The 18,245-nt window shown below is 61.5% G+C and carries 16 protein-coding genes and 3 pseudogenes; 15 read left to right on the top strand and 4 right to left on the bottom strand.

Going from position 1 to position 18,245, the window contains the following annotated elements; translation table 11 throughout:
* Positions 1-310 precede the first annotated feature (310 nt).
* Both ASF22_RS09880 and ASF22_RS09875 read right to left on the bottom strand, forming a co-directional pair.
* Positions 311-1,609, bottom strand: coding sequence for an alpha/beta hydrolase (locus tag ASF22_RS09880; protein WP_244474242.1), 1,299 nt, complete (start codon positions 1,607-1,609; stop codon positions 311-313).
* 182 nt (positions 1,610-1,791) lie between these two features.
* Complete coding sequence (locus ASF22_RS09875) at positions 1,792-3,006, bottom strand: MFS transporter (protein ID WP_056263696.1); 1,215 nt, start codon at positions 3,004-3,006, stop codon at positions 1,792-1,794.
* Positions 3,007-3,262: 256 nt separating this feature from the next.
* On the opposite strand from ASF22_RS09875, the gene ASF22_RS09870 reads away from it, so the two are divergent.
* Together ASF22_RS09870 and ASF22_RS09865 are read left to right on the top strand one after the other, a co-directional pair.
* Positions 3,263-3,904 carry a DedA family protein gene (locus ASF22_RS09870; protein ID WP_056263694.1) on the top strand — a complete coding sequence of 214 codons (642 nt, stop codon included), beginning with the start codon at positions 3,263-3,265 and terminating at the stop codon, positions 3,902-3,904.
* 1,242 nt (positions 3,905-5,146) lie between these two features.
* Positions 5,147-5,482, top strand: a complete 336-nt coding sequence (locus ASF22_RS09865; protein ID WP_056263692.1) for a hypothetical protein — start codon at positions 5,147-5,149, stop codon at positions 5,480-5,482.
* An 87-nt stretch (positions 5,483-5,569) separates the two neighbouring features.
* Here ASF22_RS09865 and ASF22_RS09860 read toward each other — a convergent pair whose 3' ends face one another.
* Complete coding sequence (locus ASF22_RS09860) at positions 5,570-5,842, bottom strand: hypothetical protein (protein WP_056263690.1); 273 nt, start codon at positions 5,840-5,842, stop codon at positions 5,570-5,572.
* A 1,159-nt stretch (positions 5,843-7,001) separates the two neighbouring features.
* On the opposite strand from ASF22_RS09860, the gene ASF22_RS25310 reads away from it, so the two are divergent.
* From ASF22_RS25310 to ASF22_RS09840, 6 genes and pseudogenes are all read left to right on the top strand, one after another.
* Positions 7,002-7,403: a peptidoglycan-binding domain-containing protein gene (locus ASF22_RS25310; RefSeq protein WP_348271136.1), complete on the top strand. Its 402-nt coding sequence runs from the start codon at positions 7,002-7,004 to the stop codon at positions 7,401-7,403.
* 907 nt (positions 7,404-8,310) lie between these two features.
* The gene (locus tag ASF22_RS09855; RefSeq protein ID WP_056263688.1) at positions 8,311-9,858 is read left to right on the top strand and encodes a TadE/TadG family type IV pilus assembly protein; all 1,548 of its coding nucleotides are present in this window, start codon (positions 8,311-8,313) and stop codon (positions 9,856-9,858) included.
* A 10-nt stretch (positions 9,859-9,868) separates the two neighbouring features.
* Entirely contained in the window at positions 9,869-10,438 is a 570-nt protein-coding gene (locus ASF22_RS09850; RefSeq protein WP_056263687.1) for a TadE/TadG family type IV pilus assembly protein, read from the top strand.
* Positions 10,438-10,998, top strand: a complete 561-nt coding sequence (locus ASF22_RS09845) for a TadE/TadG family type IV pilus assembly protein (RefSeq protein ID WP_056263684.1) — start codon at positions 10,438-10,440, stop codon at positions 10,996-10,998. The genes ASF22_RS09850 and ASF22_RS09845 overlap by 1 nt, the downstream gene beginning before the upstream one ends.
* A 205-nt stretch (positions 10,999-11,203) precedes the next feature.
* A pseudogene (locus tag ASF22_RS22920) lies at positions 11,204-11,446 on the top strand (ATP-binding protein); the annotation flags it as partial.
* Positions 11,447-11,636: 190 nt separating this feature from the next.
* Positions 11,637-12,119: an Hsp20 family protein gene (locus ASF22_RS09840; protein WP_056263682.1), complete on the top strand. Its 483-nt coding sequence runs from the start codon at positions 11,637-11,639 to the stop codon at positions 12,117-12,119.
* 69 nt (positions 12,120-12,188) lie between these two features.
* Here ASF22_RS09840 and ASF22_RS25305 read toward each other — a convergent pair whose 3' ends face one another.
* Positions 12,189-12,425 carry a hypothetical protein gene (locus tag ASF22_RS25305; RefSeq protein ID WP_056263680.1) on the bottom strand — a complete coding sequence of 79 codons (237 nt, stop codon included), beginning with the start codon at positions 12,423-12,425 and terminating at the stop codon, positions 12,189-12,191.
* Positions 12,426-12,843: 418 nt separating this feature from the next.
* Between ASF22_RS25305 and ASF22_RS25190 the strand changes: the two genes are divergently transcribed.
* The 7 genes and pseudogenes from ASF22_RS25190 to ASF22_RS24830 form a co-directional block, all read left to right on the top strand.
* A complete protein-coding gene (locus tag ASF22_RS25190) occupies positions 12,844-12,975 on the top strand; it encodes a hypothetical protein (RefSeq protein WP_280137413.1) in 132 nt (43 codons plus the stop codon).
* 15 nt (positions 12,976-12,990) lie between these two features.
* Positions 12,991-13,434: pseudogene (locus ASF22_RS09830) on the top strand (heme-binding protein); the annotation flags it as partial.
* A gap of 48 nt (positions 13,435-13,482) precedes the next feature.
* Positions 13,483-14,682 (top strand): gamma-glutamyl-gamma-aminobutyrate hydrolase family protein, encoded by a 1,200-nt coding sequence (locus ASF22_RS09825; RefSeq protein WP_348271135.1) that lies wholly within the window; start codon positions 13,483-13,485, stop codon positions 14,680-14,682.
* A 188-nt stretch (positions 14,683-14,870) separates the two neighbouring features.
* Positions 14,871-15,341, top strand: a complete 471-nt coding sequence (locus ASF22_RS09820) for a hypothetical protein (protein ID WP_056263678.1) — start codon at positions 14,871-14,873, stop codon at positions 15,339-15,341.
* A 785-nt stretch (positions 15,342-16,126) separates the two neighbouring features.
* Positions 16,127-16,885: an SDR family oxidoreductase gene (locus ASF22_RS09815; protein WP_056263676.1), complete on the top strand. Its 759-nt coding sequence runs from the start codon at positions 16,127-16,129 to the stop codon at positions 16,883-16,885.
* A gap of 12 nt (positions 16,886-16,897) precedes the next feature.
* A complete protein-coding gene (locus tag ASF22_RS09810) occupies positions 16,898-17,077 on the top strand; it encodes a hypothetical protein (RefSeq protein WP_056263675.1) in 180 nt (59 codons plus the stop codon).
* Between the two features lie 718 nt (positions 17,078-17,795).
* Positions 17,796-18,245 (top strand): annotated as a pseudogene (locus ASF22_RS24830) (Hint domain-containing protein); the annotation flags it as partial.

The raw sequence follows: 18,245 nt of genomic DNA, 5'->3' as shown, positions 1-18,245 counted from the left end.
TCCTCGAACGACCAGCGCCGCCGTCGTTCGGCCCCCTCAAGCACCTCGACCCGCATCGCCCCGACCCGCTGACCTTAACGCCAGCATTAAGGTCAGGCATCAGCCGAGCGCGCGATGCCGTCGACCGCGGCCATCACCGGACGCGTACGACCGGTCGGGGGTTGTCTTTTAAGTACAGTGTGTAGGATTAGGATGGTCGAGGACGCCGACCTTCGACTGTCCCAAGGGCGGCAATTCCTGGGTTGTCCGGGTAGGTGACCGTCAAATACCGGCGACGTTTTTACGTCGATGACAGCGATCTCTCACGCGACTATCGTGACCCGGCGACCGCTCGCATCGGAGCCGAGGCAAGATCAGCCGTCGAACCGACGGTGTCCCGGATACCAGATCCAACATTCGACAGGTGCTCGCCATAAGTCTCGCGCGTCTGCGGGTCGATCAGCGCCACGGGAGCTGCAACGGCGAGCGCCGCACCGGTCGCAACGGTCGATGCGGCGCCGGCCGCCGTGCTCACCAGACGGTCGCCGAAGCCGATTTGGCCATCCGAGATCGGCTGACCGTCGGCAAGGCGGCGACCCAGCAGTGCGACCACATCACCGGACGCGAACTTGGCGTGGTTGAGGGCATCTTCCGACTTCACCGATGACAGGTTCAGCACTGCGACGTTCTCGCGCTCCAACTCGGATCGATAGGGCTCGATTCGTGGGTCGATGGCTCCGAGCCGGACGCTGTCGCCCCAAACCAAGCGCGAAACGGCCAGAGCCTGATCGTCGCCCGACACCATCAGCGTCAGGCGCGGCCGGTCCTTACCCATGTCGTGGAAGGCGGCGCGTGCTAGGTCCATGTCGACATCCGGGGCAGCCAGGATCACGTTCTTGATCTTTGGAGCGATGCGACGGTCGCGGATGGCCATCTGCCGAAGGCTTTCCAGGGCGAGCCAGTTGCCCATGGAATGGGCCAGGACCGTTACCTCGCCGACGTTCGGGTCTTTGGAGAGGTCCCGCAGAAGCGTCTCCAATCCGTTGCGGGAGAAGTTGGTGCTCTCCCGGTCATAGCCGTAGGCCAGCACGGAACCACGCGAAGGCCACGTGAACAGGACAGGCGCAACCTCGGCACCAGAATCGTGAACGATTTGAGCGAAGCGAAAGACCGCGTCCTCAAACTTGTTGTTGAAGCCGTGCACGAAGACAAGGACGTGCCGTTTGGCGGCGCCGCGTCTGGGACGCTTCGTCCAGGCGGCGACGTTCGACCGCTCCATTGGATCGGCGCGCAGTGCGACGAAATCCGTCGCGGGATTTCCTGGTACGGATTTCGGCCACTGCACCGACCCTGGCTGGCGGATGGCATCAGGCGGTATGGACACGGACAGGTCGGTGTAGGTCACGGCATCGCCGCGCTCGCCCGAGAATAAAATGCCAGGGTTTCCAGAGGACTTCCGCGTCGTTGCCACCAGCATGTCGACCCGCGAAGTGCCAGGAATGGATTCCGCATTCGCAATAGGCAGCAGCACCCCGGTCGGACGCCCCGCGCAGGCCGTCAGGGAAACCAGCATCGCGATCGCGAGCCCTGCACCCACACACCGACTCTTCAATTCGAACACCAGCGCCACCAAACCGAGCCAGCCTCGGACACCCCATGAGCGACCCGCCCACGGTTAACAAAGCGTGTCCGACCTGGCGTAAGATTGCGGCGGTTAGGCGGGGGGATCGTCTTGTTCGCGACTCCCCCTCGCACCCCGCTCGTCGGCCATTGTCGCCGCCATCGAGCCTCGGGCCGGCGCCGGGGCGATGTCTACAAGGGCGTCCGTTCCAGCGCCCGACCCATGGTGAGCATCACCGCGGCACCCAGGACGACGGCGACGCAGGCATAGACGATGACACCCGTCGGCCCGGTTCCGTCGACGAGAAGGCCTCCGATCACGGCGCCGCTCGCAATCGCGATCTGGAACGAGGACGAGAACAATGCGCCCGCGCTCTCCGCGAGGCCTGGGGCGGCGCGCGCGTTCCAGATCGACGTCGAGACCGGGAACCCACCGAACGCAAAGCCCCAGAGGGTCGTTGCAAGGAAGGAGACGGCCGGGGACGATCCGAGAAGCGCGAGGGCGAGCGTGGCGGCTCCCATGAGGAGCGCCGAACTGCCGACCGCCCAGGCTGGGCTTCGTGCGGCGATGATGCCCGCGACGACGTTGCCGAGAAAGCCGCCGATACCGAAGGAAAGGAGCGTCATCGAGATCGCGGCCACGCTGAAGCGAGGCACGATTTCGAGGAACGGCCGGATGAAGGTGAAGCCGGCGAAATGGCCGGATACGACGATGACCACCGTCGCAATTCCGATCAGCACCGCCCGGAGCGACAGTGCCGCGCGAAACGTGGCGATGCCGGGTGCGCCCGCTGAAGGCATCTTCGGCAGTGCGATGAGCTGGACGAGCAGTGAGGCGACGCCAAGCCCCGAAACCGCAAGGAACGTCAGCCGCCAGCCCCAGAATGCGCCGAGCGCAGCCCCGAGCGGGGCCGCCGCGACGGTGGCGAGCGACACGCCCATCACGATGATCGATATGGCGCGTGGTACGTCGGGAGGGGGTACGAGACGGAGGGCGAGCGAGGTCATCATCGCCCAGAAGCCGCCGAGCGCGAACCCAAGGACGGCTCGGGCCACGAGGAGCATCGCGATACCGGTCGCGAACGCCGTGAGGAGACTGGATACGGCAAGAAGCGCCATCAGCGTCCAGACGATGGAGCGCCGGTCGAGACGGCCTGACCCCAGGACCAGAAGCGGTCCCGCGATGGCGGCGACCGCCGCAGTCGCGGTCATCGCCTGTCCGACGGCACCGTTCGACACCCCGAGTTCGGCCGCCATGGGGGTCAAAAGGCTGACCGGCAGGAACTCGGCCGTCACCAACCCGAAGACTCCGAAGGACAGTGAGAAAACGGCGGGCCACGCGGCCGTGTGGGCCCACGGAGTTTGTGTCGCCGGAGCCGTAGAGGGTGTGCATGCAGAATTGGACATCGGGCGATTCGCCCGCGGATTGGGGCGGTGCCATGACAGGGGTTGGGCTTCAAGAGGAAAATCGACCGGCCATCGAAGCTCTCCGCCATGCGGACCCACGTCGGGTGATCGACCGCCGTCCGCCGGTTCGGCCACGGGAGTAGCCCAGGGCGTTGAAGCTCCTCGGGATCATCGGAGCGCAAACCGACTCAGTTAGGCCGCGCAACCGCCATGATCCGGATCAAGGTGCCTCGCATCGGACAGAGAGCGCCCCGGAATGCACTTCCTCACAAATCTACCAATCGCCGACCTGATCGCAAGCTACGGCTACATCGCCATCTTCATCATCATCGGGCTTGAGAGTGCAGGCGTACCCCTCCCCGGCGAAACGATCCTCATCTCTTCCGCCGTCTATGCAGGCAGTACAGGCAACCTGAATATCGGTGGCATCGTGGCAGCCGCTGCCGCGGCTGCGATCCTCGGCGACAATCTCGGCTACTGGGTTGGCCGCCGTTGGGGGCTGCCGATCTTGATGAAGTACGGCTATCTGATCGCACTCGACCATGGTCGGCTCAAGCTCGGGCAGTACCTCTTCCGCGAGCACGGTGGGAAGATCGTGTTCTTCGGCAGGTTCACCGCCATGCTGCGGGCCTATGCGGCTGTCCTTGCTGGCGTGAACAGACTCGATGCCCGCCGCTTCATGCTCTTCAACGGCCTCGGCGGGATCGCGTGGGCCAGCATCATGGGCTTCGGTTCGTACCTGTGCGGACAGCAGATTGAACATATAGCCGGTCCAGTCGGCATAGCGCTTCTGGCGATCGTTCTATTTGGCGGCTTGGCGCTCTGGCTCTTTGTGCGCAAGCACGAGGCTCGCCTGCGACAGGCGGCTGAAGCGGCAATCCCCGGTCCCTTGATGTAGGCGCGGACAGGCCTTGGACCACGCCCGATAGAGCCCGCCGAGGCCGAGGGTAAATGGGGCATCAATGTCGACACTGCCGAAGGAGTTACTCGGCCTGAGCCGACTCCCGGCGTTCCAGGTGTCCGTCGACTCTCCTTTCCCGGCAGAGGCGCGAAGCGACACGGGTACCTCTATGGGCGACAGCTCGAATGAGCCGACCGACAATTGACATCGCGACGAACCTGAGACGCTGAGCGATGATATCGAATCTAAACAAACCACGATAGCTAAATTTTATAATTTACATGCCATCCATTCGCACTTTGCAATCATTTTTATCTGATCTAAGAAACATCTAATTCTCTAATACGATCATCCTGAAATTATTTCATTATAGCCAAAGCGGCTCCTGAGCACGAGATGCAAAAATATTGGTATTCTAAAAGCGAACCCTACGGCTTACATTAGCATAATCTTGAAGTACCATTCAAATAAATGGATACAGTGCAATTATTGAACAATCTGAACATTACATTCCTTCGGCCGACCGGGAGCAAGTTGCACATGCGTCGGAGTATTGAAGGTGTCGACGCCGACACTCAGGCGCTTCCGGCACTCGTCGAACTCGTCGACCAAACCGCTGAGTGGGGCAGGGGGCCGTCGGTGCCGCGCATAAGCTCGCCGATCCACCGAAAATGTGAGCCGCTTGCATCGCGTCGCCGGGCGTCGAGGCCGTCGGCGACGTACTCAAGCGTCACGAGCGGCCTGGTGATCGGCCTGCCGTCATGGTGGGCGACTCCAACCCTACGGAATTTCATGGCCTCATCGTGGATGCTCGGTGCGATCGAGCCGTCCATGGCTCTTCACCCAGGATCTGCCGGCGAAAAGGATGCGCTGCAGGATCGAGGTGTGCGCCATCCGCGCTTGGCCGATGTCGAACACAGCGCGGACCGACCCGCGCGCCTCAAACACCGGAAGGCCAACGCTGCGGATCTGCTTGGGCGGCGCGGCTCAATCACCGCGGCAACGTGCGCACCACGTGCCTCTCTCTCGCCAGGTCCACGACGAACCGCCCTTGCGACGCCTTGCACCAGCCCGTCCATCGATGTTGCGACGCGGCGCTGGGCACGCCACCGACGTGCTTTGGTGCCTTTGTTGCGGGCTTCTTCTTGGCGAGCGAGACACGATGGCGCCGCTTCGCTCACCGTACAGAGAGCGAAGGCTGCATCGCCGTTATGATGATCAAATCCAGCAACGCCAGAGATGCTGTCGGCAAAGCCCACCATGGCGCACCGCCATACCCTTGTTGCCGGAGCGGATCCGCTGTCTGGAATTGCCCGCAGCGACCGTCTCACCGGGCTGTGGGCCAGAGCCATGTTCCTCTCGGCGCTGTTCAACGGTCCGGTTTCCCAAGACCATGCCCGCCTGCATCCCCATGACACTGTCTGTGATCAGCCAACGATCCAGGAAGACGGCACCTGGGAGTACACCCTGCCGATTTTCACGCCCCTCTTCGACGCCGACACGACCCTTGCCCTCACGGGCTCGTTTGGTCACTTTCGGATGCGTCTAAAATCGCCGCTGGTGTCCAGGGACTGAGAATCCCGAGAGGCGAGTAAGCGCTCGAAAAATCAGGTCAATGTTGCGATGGAGAGCGACGTAGCCATCCCAACCGCACGAAGGCAATCAGTCCGCCGCACGGAAGCGCAAGCGAAGACCATCCATCGCGCGATCCGGAAGGGAGCCGATCTCGTCACTCAAGCGCAGCGTAAAATCGATTCGCTCTGCGTAGGAAACAGGTCCCGTTGAGCCATAGGCATAGGCGACGCAGACGCCGAGGCCCAGGGAAGCGACGATCTGGAGCGCAAAGAAGCGGATGACGGTTCGCCGTAAGCCGGAATCGCCAATGGCAGCGACGACTTGAACCTGTGAAAGCCCTTCGCGATAAACGACCTGCATTGACGCCTCCCAAACCGAAGACCTCAAAAATACGAGCTTCGACTTTGACGGAACGTTAATCCACAGGAGTCGAGGCGAACATTTCGTAACGGCTCGCCTCAGTCGGTCAGACGATGGGACGCGACGTATGCCACTCTAGACCCGAAATTCTCCCGGGTTGCCCATCAGTCCACCCGCTGAGCCATCGGCGTCGGCGACCGCAGGAAAATCAGTACGCCACCGGCCACGGAAAGGCCGAGGGCGATGACGACGAGCAGGAAGAACCAACGGGGCATAGGGCCATTTAGCACGCCGGACGTGTCCGTGGCTGACAAAAAAGTGTGACCTGAAGGACCAGCGATCCCGCATTGGGGATGCGACGCCACCCATCACCGTGATTCAGCGACCGATGGCGATAGAGAGCGACGAAACGCGCCCGCCTGAGCGCATGCGGACGCGGAAGCGGTACTGCAACGCTTGAACAGGTCTTTGATTGAAGCGGGGCACCGGAATGGGCTTTAGATTGTGCCGAGGCTGACCATCCCACCATGGACGAGCCCACCGCAACGCCTGGCCTTGGCAGGCGGGGCAACGCTCGGTCCATTCGATGTAAGATCAGCGCATCGGTGAGGTTCAACGCCCATCATTCGCCATCGAGATTGGCGTCGCAAACTAGACGGGGGTGCGGTCATCACGAAGCATCCCCACCACGACCCGCCGGAAGCGCCAACCTCAAGCGCCAAACTACGGATGAGGCACTATCGCCGAAGTAAGGTGGGGTTACCCCGTCAAGGCCCGTACCGCCTTCGTTCACAAGATATGAACACATGAACCAAACGCTGTCACACGAGCGTAGCTTTGTTCGTCGTCCGTGCCCTTGCCAAACAGATTTCGACCCCGGCGGATCGCCAAACGTCATCCCGCGTCCTCAATGGACAAAGTAGGTCGATGCAACCTTTCCGACCGTCCACCAATCGAAAAATGTCATAGCGTCAAACGCCGCAAGGCGAAGACCAGTGATTACGTGAACAAATAATAGATATCACCTAAACTGGCGAAACTACCAACGAAATGCCCTTCCGGCTTCAGAAAATGCTCGCTGTAAGAATACAGCTTTCAGAGTCCCGTTGATCCAACTGACCGATCATTATCTGCACTTTATTGTTGACTATCAGGGAGAATATGCACGCCAACCGCTGGAACTCAACATGCTCTCTGGGTGCGTGGGTATCGTCTTGGACCGGCGGGTGCCGACAGCGTTACCGAGCCCCGTACCATCGCGGCGGTGGGGGCCGTCGAGCGCGCAGCAGGCCTTGTAAATACTGGCATCGCTGGGCCACTGACGAGAAAGGCCTTCGGCTCGATCGACGTCATGGAGAGGTCGTATCGCGCCTTCCGAGTTGTGGAAGCATCAACGCAACTCAAGCCGCCACATCGCGGAATTGCACACACAAGAAAGACGATGTCGCCGAGACTGAACAAAACCATCTCGAAAACGGCTCAGCCAACAAAACACCAAGCAGGTTCAATTCCTCAATGCGATATGTTCGCATTAAGGTTGATTTCGTTGAGGAATTGTTAGCGGTTTGAGACACAGCATGTTGATCGAGCTTCCGATACTCATTCAGTCTGATGGGGCCTTTGAATGGCGTCAGCGTTTGCACAGATCGACGACGACGCTGAAGCAGCGTTTGGCTTCATCGCGATCGACGAGCATACTTATAAAGGTTGTGTCATCCACGAGACTACGGATTTGGGTGCACACTTGGTCATGCTTGACACGGGCAGCGTCCCGAACGAGTTCATTTTGTACCCGATATCATTCAATCGCGCCCAGCTATGCAAAATAATATGGCGAACAGATGAGTCGATAGGGGCATGGTTTGAAGCGTCAAATAACTAGACTATCAGCTAGCGATGCTTTTTAAGCGGCTAACAAATGGCAATTTCACAATAAATTTGTTCGTTAGCCGTTTATAGTGCGTTCTGATTTAATTAAAAACGCATCGAGAATTTCGATCGCACCGCTGGATCAATCTAGCCAGGTTCGCCTGCGCGTGTAAATTGTATCGAAGGCATCACCGCCGCTCCGAAGGCCAGGATCTCACCAGCGTTTACCGGATGCTTGGAGCCAATAAATCCTTCTGTCTCGCCAGAGCGTGAAACCCTTCGTCCGGGCGAGGGCGTTTTCCACAACAGCGGCAGTGGCTTGATCACTGATAACAATGGTGTCGCCAAAGCCGGCTCGCCCGTAGGCGCTTCAGCCAATCATTCGGCTGGTTGATAAAACGTAAAGCAGACTTCTCCGTGAAACGCGTTTGCAAACCCTCAAACGGTTTTACCAGATAAAGCTCTGCGCGACAGAAATGCGACGATCAGAGAAGGGTGCAACGGACGGGAACGGGCGACCGATTCCGTTCTGAGTACACTGTTGGTACGGTTTTGTCCTCGTAAGGAATTCTTAACAGATAAGGCCCGAAATTCGCCTTATGGATGATTTATTCAACCGCATCCGGAGTAATTTGCAGCGCTTCGGCGCCGGTCAGGGGGGAGGGGTCGTTCTCATCTTCGCCGTGGCGCTGATCCCGATGCTCATGCTCGTCGGGCTCGTCATCGACTACGGCACCAATTCGAACGTCCGCCAGCAGGTGCAGAACGCCGTCGACGCCACGGTGCTGTCACTCGCAAAGCTGCCGGCCTCAACGACGGATGCCGTCCTACGCGACAAGGCATCGCGACAGGTCACCGCCGCCCTCGCCAGAAGCCAGATGGCGGACGTGACCGTCGCGACGGAGCGCTCCGGTGACACCATACGCGTGACGGTCACCGGAACGACGCCAACGACCCTCATTCGCCTTGCCGGCTTCACCAACGTCCCCCTCTCCGTGTCCGGGGCGTCCCGCCGCGGGTCCGGCAACATCGAGATCGCCCTCGTCCTCGACAACACAGGCTCGATGCGCGGCACGAAGCTCGCAAACCTGAAGGCAGCGGCAACGGACCTCGTCGAGAACCTGTTCCGGGAAGTCGATCCGGCCAAACCGAATGCTCTCAGGATGGCGGTTGTCCCGTTCTCGATGACCGTCAATGTCGGCCCGGGCAACGCGGCCGCGAGTTGGATCGATAAGGACGGACTCGCTTCCTATCACTCCCAGATCTTCGCCTCGAAAGCGAACCGTCTTGCCCTCTTCGCCAAGGCCGGTGTTTCCTGGGGCGGATGTGTCGAGGGACGGCCGATACCCTACGACGTGTCCGAGACGGCCGCCACGGCGGCGACGCCCGACTCGCTGTTCGTTCCGTACTTCGCGCCGGACGAGTCGGATTACGATGGCAGGGCGGTCAACGATTACCTTGCAGATTATCCACTTCTCGGCGGCCTGCTTGTCCTCGACAACCGGGTGCGGCAGGGCCAAGTCGCAAAGTATGGCACCTCTTGGAAGGTTTCGAAGACCGACCGTTCGGGCGGCCCGAACGGCTACCTCTACGGCCCCAACGCCGGCTGCGAGCTCCAGCCGATCACGCCGCTGACCAGCTCGAAGGCCACCCTGACGAGTGCCGTCAGTGCCATGACGGTGAGTGGCGACACCAATATTCCCCTTGGCCTGGTCTGGGGCTGGCATGCGCTCTCGCCGAATGGCCCGCTGGTGAAGGGCGTCGCATACACGGACACGACGGTGCGTAAGTTCGTGGTCCTGATGACCGATGGCGAGAACCAGATTTCCAATCCGAATTCGGACAACGCCTCGTTCTACTCGGGCACGAGCTACATCTGGGCCAACCGCGTTGGGACGGTCTCGTCGGACCAAGGCGCGCGGACCGCCGCCCTCGACGGGCGCCTGTCGGCGCTGTGCGGCAATATGAAGAGCGCGGGCATCCAGATCTTCACCGTGCGGGTCGAGGTCACCGACGGCACCAGCGACCTTCTTCGATCCTGCGCGACCAACCCATCGATGTTCTTCGATATCTCGAATTCGTCGGACCTGACCACGGCCTTCCGGGCTATCGGCGCCCAGATCAGCGACTTGCGCATCTCTCGATGAGGGGACGCCCATGATTCCGGCCGGCCTCGTCGCCCCCCTTCGCCGTCTCCCCGCCGCCTTCGGCCGCGCGCGCGACGGTTCGATGGCGGTTGAATTCGCCCTGGTGCTGCTGCCGTTCCTCGTGCTCCTCGGCGCCGTGTTCGAGGCGAGCCTCCTCACCCTGTCCCAGCAAACCCTCAACAACGGCGTGGATCGGGCCGGCCGCGCAGTCTTCACCGGTGCCTTTCAGGAGGATTACGACGGCAGCGACGCCGCCACGCGGTTCCGGACGGCGTTGTGCAACGGGCCGACCCTGTTCGATTGCGCGGCCGTGAAGGTCGAAGTCGCGACCGCCAAGGCCTTCGCGCAAATCGCGATCTCCGATCCCTACGATGCCCCCAACAAGGCCCTGTCGGCGAGCTTCGGCTCACGGTTCCAGTGTCCGGCGGGCAACGACGTCGTGTCCATCCGTGCCGCCGTGGTGGTTCCGCGCTTTTTCACCATCCTGGATCTCTCGTCGCGCAAGGTCGGGGCGAGCGGTCAGCTCATCGTGGCGACCGCGGTGTTTCGCGCGGAGCCCTACGCCACCGGGCGTTGCTGATGCGGCGTCTCCTCCGCGACCAGGACGGCATCGCCGCCCTAGAATTCGCCCTCGTGGCGCCCATCCTGCTCCTGATTCTGATGGGTAGCATCGAGCTTCCGCGGGCCTATGGCACCAGCCAGGGTCTGCTCCGCTCGGCCCGCACCATGGCGGATCTGATCTCGCGTGGCGGCGTCCCGAACGTCGATGACGTCTACGCCGCGGGGTCGGCCGTGACCTTTCCCTACAACACGACCCGGGCCGGCATCGTGCTCTCGGCGGTCGGGGTCTACCAGCAGGGCGGCGCCCTGGTGGCGAAGGTGTGCTCCAGCGTCGCGCGCAACGCGGCGCCGCGGGACACCGGAAGCGTCATCGGCACACCGCCCGAAGCCGAGCAGACGGCCGGTGCACGCTACGTCATGGCCGAGACGACCTTCACCTACGTCCCGCTCTTCGACGTCGTTCCAGCTCTCAGGACGCTGACCTTCGCCCGACAGGTGTCCTGGCCGATGCGCGGAACGGGAACTGCCGGAACCGCGGAGACGATCCTGCCTGGCGGCAAATCTTGTCCAACATCCTGAATTGTTCTTAATAAATCCCAGACATTCCTTAAGTTAAATTGGGTAATATCAGAAGTTTTTGTCTCATATCACGGTCCCTATAGACTAATGCATCACACTATTTGGATAAGACAGGCCGAACGCCCAACTAACTGCCCTTCGGTTTCACCTTGGTTGGTGGAGACGAACCTGGGCCACCGAATGGGGGCAGGCCACTGGCGTACCGCCGGACCGGATCGAGGAAATGTTCGTTGCCTTTAAACGCCTGGAGAATTCCCGCAGCGCCGAGACCGGAGGCAGTGGCCTCGGGCTCGCCATCGCGCGCTCGGCCGTTCGAGCGCACGGTGGTGAGGCAAGGCTTCTAAATCAGGCGGACGACGGCCTCGGGGCCGAAGTGACCTTGCCGGTCCCGAGGGAAGGCGGCAGTGCCCTGGCGGGCCCTGGCAATGGGATATTGAGAGGCGCGTGACAGGACTTGTTGCCCGTTGCACGCCTTCACGGCTCTGCCCTTACCACTGCGGAAATGCCAATCTCGGGTCTGCGAATTTTCTCGGAACCAGGAAGCAATGTCCGCGTTTCGTGCACGCGAGGCCGGTTCTCGGCTCGCTGAACGGGCGCCGGGTCAGGCATCATCACGTTGCTCCAAGGAGGATGTGGTCATGAGGACCCTCGATTTCGCCCCTCTCTACCGTTCCACCGTCGGCTTCGACCGCCTGTTTTCCCTGCTGGACCAGGCCACCCAGGCCGAGACGTCCCCGACGTGGCCACCCTACGACATCGAGCGGGTAGAGGACGACGCGTACAGGATCACGATGGCCGTCGCCGGCTTCGCGCCCGACGAGATTGATCTAACTCAGCATGACACGACCCTCCAGGTCACCGGCCAGAGGAAGTCGTCCGAGGGTGAGCGCCAACTCCTGCATCGCGGCATCGCCGCCCGGACGTTCCGTCAGACCTTCAACCTGGCCGATCACGTGAAGGTCGTCGGCGCGAACCTGGAGAACGGCCTGCTGACGGTCAACCTCAAGCGTGAGGTGCCGGAGGCGCTGAAGCCGAGGCGCATCCCCATCGGCGGGACGCAAGCTGCCGTCGGCCAGGACAACGCACACCCTCGGATCGAGGCCGAGCGCAAGGCGGCGTAAGTTCCGCCACCCGTCGAACGCGCTCCCTCGCGCACCAGCGAGGGAGGGCACCGCCCATCCAACCCAACTTCAGGAGGGATGATCGATGTCGATGATGGAGAGCTTCAGTTCCCGTACCAGCGCCGTGAACCCAGTCAGCGCGAACCCGGCCTCGTTCGAGGCATGGCAGGCGCTCGTCGCTCCGGGCGACGTGTTTCGCCACCCCAGGGAGGTGTTGACCCACCCTGGGCTCTCAACGGGGGAAAGGCGTGCGATCCTCGCCTCCTGGGCGTCCGATGCGAGCGCCCTTGAGAGCGCGCCGAGCATGCGCTGCCTTACGGGCAGCAGGGCCGAGCCGGTCTCCGTCGATGCCGTCCTTGCTGCGCTTGGCGAACTCGACTGCAAGTCGGCTCCTGTGTGCAAGTCGGCTCCTGTGACGCCCGCCATCCCGTTTAGGCAGTCCAGGCCGCGCCCCCTACGCCGTCGCGCCGACCTGAACCGGTACGTTCGTCCCGCACGACGTGACGACGACGACGATCCGCCCCCGTGTCCGGTGATGGCGATGCCGCGTCCGACATCGCCCCCGAATGCCTCGCTGGCCGCTGCCATCCCAATCTAATGCGCGGCATCCTTCCCTGACGATGTTGGCGTCTTCGTCTAAGTCGGACGGCTCGATGTTCCGTGAGACCGCGGTGTCGGGCCGCCCCTGCGTTGACGAGAACCCCGACCGCCCACGAACGTCACCATGATGGATAAGTTCGTGTACTACCTCGTCACCTTGTGCGAGTCCGTCCTGGGTGTTTTCGGTGTGCGGATCTTCTACGATCAGCCCCGGTACGCCGTCGTCGAGCATCTCGACCGTGGCGTCGAGATTTGAGTTTACGAGCCCCGCCTCGCCGTCGAGACTGACGGACGCGGGCAGGGGGATAGCGAGGCGTTCGGACGCCTCTTTCGCTATATCACCGGCGCAAACCAGCGAGGTGACCGCATCGCCATGACCGCACCCGTGGAAACCGGCGCACAACGCATCGCGATGACGGTTCCGGTTGAGCAGGGCTCGGGGGGAGCCATGCGGTTCTTCCTGCCTCGCGATGTTGCCGAGGCCGGAGCCCCTGATCCCACCGAGGCAGGCGTCCGTCTTGTCCAGCTCCCGGCCGAGAAGATTGCGGCCTTTGGTTTCCCGGGCCCCAACACACATGAAACTTGCGCCGAACAGGAACGCATCCTGACCGAAATGCTAGCCTCTACGAACCGCAGGACGAGCGCTCCGCCGATCTTGATGGGCTACGACCCACCGTTCGCGATCCACTTCCTGCGCAGGAACGACTTGCCGTGAGACTCGTGAGGCTTTGAAACCTCGGGCTCGCCTTCACCGGAGACGCGGATCGTCCGCTCACTTTATCTTGGCAGAGCCTGCCCCAGACCAAACGCAGGCCCGGCCATCGGCGCGGCATCCTTTCTCAGCATCATTGTTCCCGTGGGCGTCGTCGCCTCGTTGGCACTCGACAAGTGTGGTTGGGTCGGCTTCGAGGTCCATCCGAACAACCTGCGGCGCGTCCTGGGCGCCGTAATCATTACCGTAGGCGTCGTCATCGTCGCCTTATCCTTGGGCATTCGGTGGCACGGCCTGCGGCAGGTTCACCAGTGTAGGAACGACGCCGCCCAGGATGGGTTCGCGTTTCGGGGAACGGGTCCCCGGAGCATCGTCCCCTTGCACCCATCGACACCACGGTTGCGCTTTCTCGTCGCCGAGAGCGAACCGCCTGATGCTCGCGAGAAGCGACGCGAGAGCGTGGGACGTTCATCGGGCGAGAGCTACGTCGAAACCTTGGAGCGGCTCGCACCTGGCGCCATTTGCCATCGCATAACCCCGGCGGACGCGGATTGCGCCCTTCAGAGCGGCGAGAGCCTCGCCGGGTACGATGCGATCTTTCTGTCCGGTTCGCCCCTCTCGCTCTACGAGGATACACCGGAGGTCCGGCGTTCGCTGGCGTTCATGGGTGCTCTGTTCGGTTCGGGAACGCCATCCTTCGGGTCCTGCGCCGGGCTGCAGGTGGCAACGGTCGCCGCAGGCGGTACGGTCGGTCGGAACCGTAACGGACCCGAGGCGGGTTTTGCCCGACGGATCGTACCGACGGAGGCCGGGCGCTCGCATCCGCTCTTGAAGGGCAGGCCCGCCGCCTACGATGCGCCAAGCATCCATACGGATGAGGTCGAGACCCTCCCGGACGGGGCAACTCTACTGGCCCTCAACCGGTCGACCGTCGTCCAGGCCGCCGAGATCCGCCAAAACAGCGGCACGTTCTGGGGCGTCCAGTACCACCCGGAGATCGGCCTCGACGAGGTGACGGGGGCCCTTCGTCGACAGGCCGACGATCTTGTCGAGAGCGGATTGGCACGCACCCGGCGAGAGGTGGAGGAGCAGGCCGACCTCGTCGAGGCCCTCCACTGCGAACCCGACCGGCGCGATCTGGCATGGAGGCTTGGGCTCGACGACCAAGTCACGGACGACGGCAAGCGACGGATTGAGCTTACCAACTTCATCGAGGCGTTGGTCATTCCGGTGCGTAACGGACGTCGGTGACCTCGACGTTGAGTCTGATTGGCTGACATCGCTACGCCCGGCGGGACGGTCCCCCTCGGGACGGGCCGAACCGGGAAGGCGGCATCGATCCGCCGTGGGGGACGTTGACCCAAAGCAAATCCATCCGATGCGACGGAAAGCCGTGTGTCCGCCAAGAGCGGCCGGATGGGGGAACGGAAGGAAACGATATGCCCACCCCTATGTTCGACGAGAGCAACATCACCTGGCGGACCCTGGACTGGCTCCCGCACATCAGCTTCTTCGTCTACAAGGTCGACGAGGAGAACCGCATCGTCGACGTCGTGTTCAAGTTCGCGGCGAACCAGAAGGTGATGCTGCACCGGCACAAGAGTCCCTACGTGACCCTCGTCATGCAGGGCGAGCTCCGGTTCTACAGGCCGGATGGGACACACAAGGAAACCCGTCCGACGGGCAGCTACGTCTCGGGCGTGGCGAACGGCGAACCGCATCTGGAAGGTGGCGGCGACGAGGACGCCATTGTGTTCTTCAGCAACCGCAACATCGAGGACGCGCTGTACGAGTTCCTCGACGAGGCGGGCAATCCCGTGCAAGTCCTCGGCATCGTCGACTTCAAGGCGCAACTCGAAGACCAGATCGCGACTGGGACCTACGCGAAGGTTACTGCCAAAGCAGCGTAACATTTGCATTGCCGGGAAACGGGAAGCTCTCCCGGCAATGCCTTTGGCCCATGATCCGGAGGCGAGAATGAGCGGAGACCCCCGCCCAGCGACTTTCAAGGATGCGTTCTTTGGGACGGTCTATGTTGCCTTCGGCGCCTATCTCAGTGGCGGCGCCATTTGGACATGGCTGTTCTGGCCCCACCAAACACTTGATCCATCCCGCCTGCTAGCGCTGGTCCTAACCGTGCCGATGTTCACCGTTGGCCTGGGATTAATCTGCGCTTGGCCCAAGGGTGAATGGTTCAAAGGAACGTTTCCGTCGGGGCGCCGAAACTCAAGTTCGACCACGGATATGGGAGGTTCGGACGTGCACAATCCTCCTCAAATCTAGGTTTCAGCTTCCCATCTTACTTTTTCAAGGAGCAAATCTATGAGTCTGGCCCGCGCCTGTCCTTAATTTCAGTCGGATTATATTCCAAACGAGTGTAGATCGGGGCGATAGCATCCATCATCGCTTGCAAGCAGTCTTACCCGACACATGGAGCGGAGGTTTGCGCCCGTTCGAACCATTAACGTTCGATGTCGAACTGGACTCCAAGCGGCACATTGGCCGCTATCCCTCGAACCATTCTCCCTTCAGTTAAGCGAAGATCGATCAGAGTCCCACGGCGAAAATCGGCGTTGTAGGGGCCTTTGGGCGGCGCCCGGAGCGTTTCATCGGAGCCGATGTCACACCGGGCAGGACCGCTCTCGTCTTTGTTTCGAAAGTCCCCACCGGGACCGGACACAGGACGGAGCGTTACATGAAGATCGTCGTCATCGGCGGCACGGGGCTGATCGGCTCTCAGGTCGTCACAATGCTGAAGTCCGTCGGCCACGAGGTCCTTGCGGCCTCGTCGAACACCGGCGTCAACGCCGTCACGGGCGAAGGCCTCGCGAAAGCGTTGAAGGGCGCCACTGTGGTGGTCGACGTTTCCAACTCGCCATCGTTCGCCGACGAGGCGGCGATGGACTTCTTCGTCCGCGCCGGACGTAACCTCGCCGCGGCCGAGAAGGATGCTGGCGTCTCCCACCACGTCGCGCTCTCGGTGGTCGGGACCGAACTCCTGCTCGACATGGGCTACTTCAGGGCCAAGCTTGCTCAGGAGGAGTTGATTGCCTCGGCGGGCGTGCCCTGGACGCTTGTCCGCGCCACCCAGTTCTTCGAGTTCGTCGCGGCCATCGCGGAAGCCGCAATCGTCGACGGCGTCGCGCGCGTGACCTCCGCGTCGATCCAACCGATCGCGTCGGCCGACGTTGCGCTGAAGGTCGCGGAGGCCGCGTTGGCGCCGCCCCTAAACGGCATGGTCGAGATCGCTGGGCCTGAGCGGATGCCGATGGTCGAGCTGGTGAGGCGTCATTTCCAGGGCCTCGGCGAGACGCACGACGTCCGCACGGACGACACCGCACCGTATTTCGGGGTGGTCCTCGGCGGCCCTTGGCTGACTCCCACCGGTGTCGCGTGGCTCTCGCAGCGGCGCTATGGCGACTGGCTGGCGGCACAGCCGAAGCGCAAGGCCTGAGGCCTCCCGCCGATGGATGCAGCCTATCTTCCGGCGCTGTCGGCGCTGGCCGGTTCGGCCATCGGCGCGATGGCCTCCTTCGCGACCACTTGGCTGACGCAACACAGCCAGGAGCGCGCGACCCTGCTGGTGCAGGACCGGGCGCGACGGGAAGCGCTCTATGGTGAGTTCATCAGGGTGCGACCTCGATAGCCTCGATGGCTATCGGCAATAAAAGAGTCGATCTGCTTTAGCAGAGGCGATCTTCAAAAACGGAAATCGATTTTGCCAAAACATCCCGGCACGGCGTTCTTATTCTGCCTAAATCGCCAACTGGATTGGAGGAATTGTTGCTTGTGCGCAACGCATTCGACGCTTCTCAATCTGCGACTAGTTTGATTTCTCAGAATGGCCTTTACGAACTTTATGAAGCCGTACGTTTCTGTCATGACAGGACAACGTGCTCGACCGCTTTGAAAAAAATCTATCTAACAGGTTTTGCGATGAATATCGAATTAGATCTCGTCTTTGAAGCGCGTTTATTTGAAGCGATGAGTACAAATCAGTTTATTTAATAATCAARAATCTGGGAGGACATCACTATGGCTTTGCCGCTCGTATTCCGTAACACCGTGTTCCAGACTGGCTTTGCTGGAACGGATGATGGCGCACCGTCTGCAACATTTCAGGTCGATGACGCTACGACCAGTCCTTTGACTGTAAATGGAACGGTCAATGCGGTCGGAGACCCCATCACGGTTACTGGAACTCTGCCAGGATCTACGACTCCTTCAACTTCGACGTTCTACGCGACCCAGTACGACAATGGATCTATGGTCCAGTTCACCAGTTCGCAAACGGGTACCGGTGCAGGGTCGACCCGCTTGATCCCAGCGTCGATCCCCGAACCNGAATCTGGGAGGACATCACTATGGCTTTGCCGCTCGTATTCCGTAACACCGTGTTCCAGACTGGCTTTGCTGGAACGGATGATGGCGCACCGTCTGCAACATTTCAGGTCGATGACGCTACGACCAGTCCTTTGACTGTAAATGGAACGGTCAATGCAGTCGGAGACCCCATCACAGTTACTGGAACTCTGCCAGGATCTACGACTCCTTCCACTTCGACGTTCTACGCGACCCAGTACGACAATGGATCTATGGTCCAGTTCACCAGTTCGCAAACGGGTACCGGTGCAGGGTCGACCCGCTTGATCCTCTCAAATTCCCAGGTGTTTGGATCTGGGTCGGCAACCAGAACGCGCTTCACGGCCGACTCGAACGGCGCCTTGGGTGATTATGTAGCGCCCGTCTGCTTCACGACCGGCACGCTGATCCGTACGACGCGCGGCGAAGTAGCTGTCGAGAATCTGCGCGTC

Origin of the sequence: Methylobacterium sp. Leaf87, from assembly GCF_001422775.1 — a bacterium.
Classification (GTDB): Bacteria; Pseudomonadota; Alphaproteobacteria; order Rhizobiales; family Beijerinckiaceae; genus Methylobacterium.
Note: the sequence above shows the minus strand (reverse complement) of the source record. Positions and strands in the feature narration are given on the sequence as shown.

Coding starts and splice junctions, on each gene's coding strand:
- ASF22_RS09875 (WP_056263696.1), bottom strand. CDS start 3,006: ATGTCCAATTCTGCATGCACACCCTCTACGGCTCCGGCGACACAAACT.
- ASF22_RS09870 (WP_056263694.1), top strand. CDS start 3,263: ATGCACTTCCTCACAAATCTACCAATCGCCGACCTGATCGCAAGCTAC.
- ASF22_RS09865 (WP_056263692.1), top strand. CDS start 5,147: ATGCTGTCGGCAAAGCCCACCATGGCGCACCGCCATACCCTTGTTGCC.
- ASF22_RS09860 (WP_056263690.1), bottom strand. CDS start 5,842: ATGCAGGTCGTTTATCGCGAAGGGCTTTCACAGGTTCAAGTCGTCGCT.
- ASF22_RS09855 (WP_056263688.1), top strand. CDS start 8,311: ATGGATGATTTATTCAACCGCATCCGGAGTAATTTGCAGCGCTTCGGC.
- ASF22_RS09850 (WP_056263687.1), top strand. CDS start 9,869: ATGATTCCGGCCGGCCTCGTCGCCCCCCTTCGCCGTCTCCCCGCCGCC.
- ASF22_RS09845 (WP_056263684.1), top strand. CDS start 10,438: ATGCGGCGTCTCCTCCGCGACCAGGACGGCATCGCCGCCCTAGAATTC.
- ASF22_RS09840 (WP_056263682.1), top strand. CDS start 11,637: ATGAGGACCCTCGATTTCGCCCCTCTCTACCGTTCCACCGTCGGCTTC.
- ASF22_RS25305 (WP_056263680.1), bottom strand. CDS start 12,425: ATGCTCGGCGCGCTCTCAAGGGCGCTCGCATCGGACGCCCAGGAGGCG.
- ASF22_RS25190 (WP_280137413.1), top strand. CDS start 12,844: ATGATGGATAAGTTCGTGTACTACCTCGTCACCTTGTGCGAGTCCGTC.
- ASF22_RS09820 (WP_056263678.1), top strand. CDS start 14,871: ATGCCCACCCCTATGTTCGACGAGAGCAACATCACCTGGCGGACCCTG.
- ASF22_RS09815 (WP_056263676.1), top strand. CDS start 16,127: ATGAAGATCGTCGTCATCGGCGGCACGGGGCTGATCGGCTCTCAGGTC.
- ASF22_RS09810 (WP_056263675.1), top strand. CDS start 16,898: ATGGATGCAGCCTATCTTCCGGCGCTGTCGGCGCTGGCCGGTTCGGCC.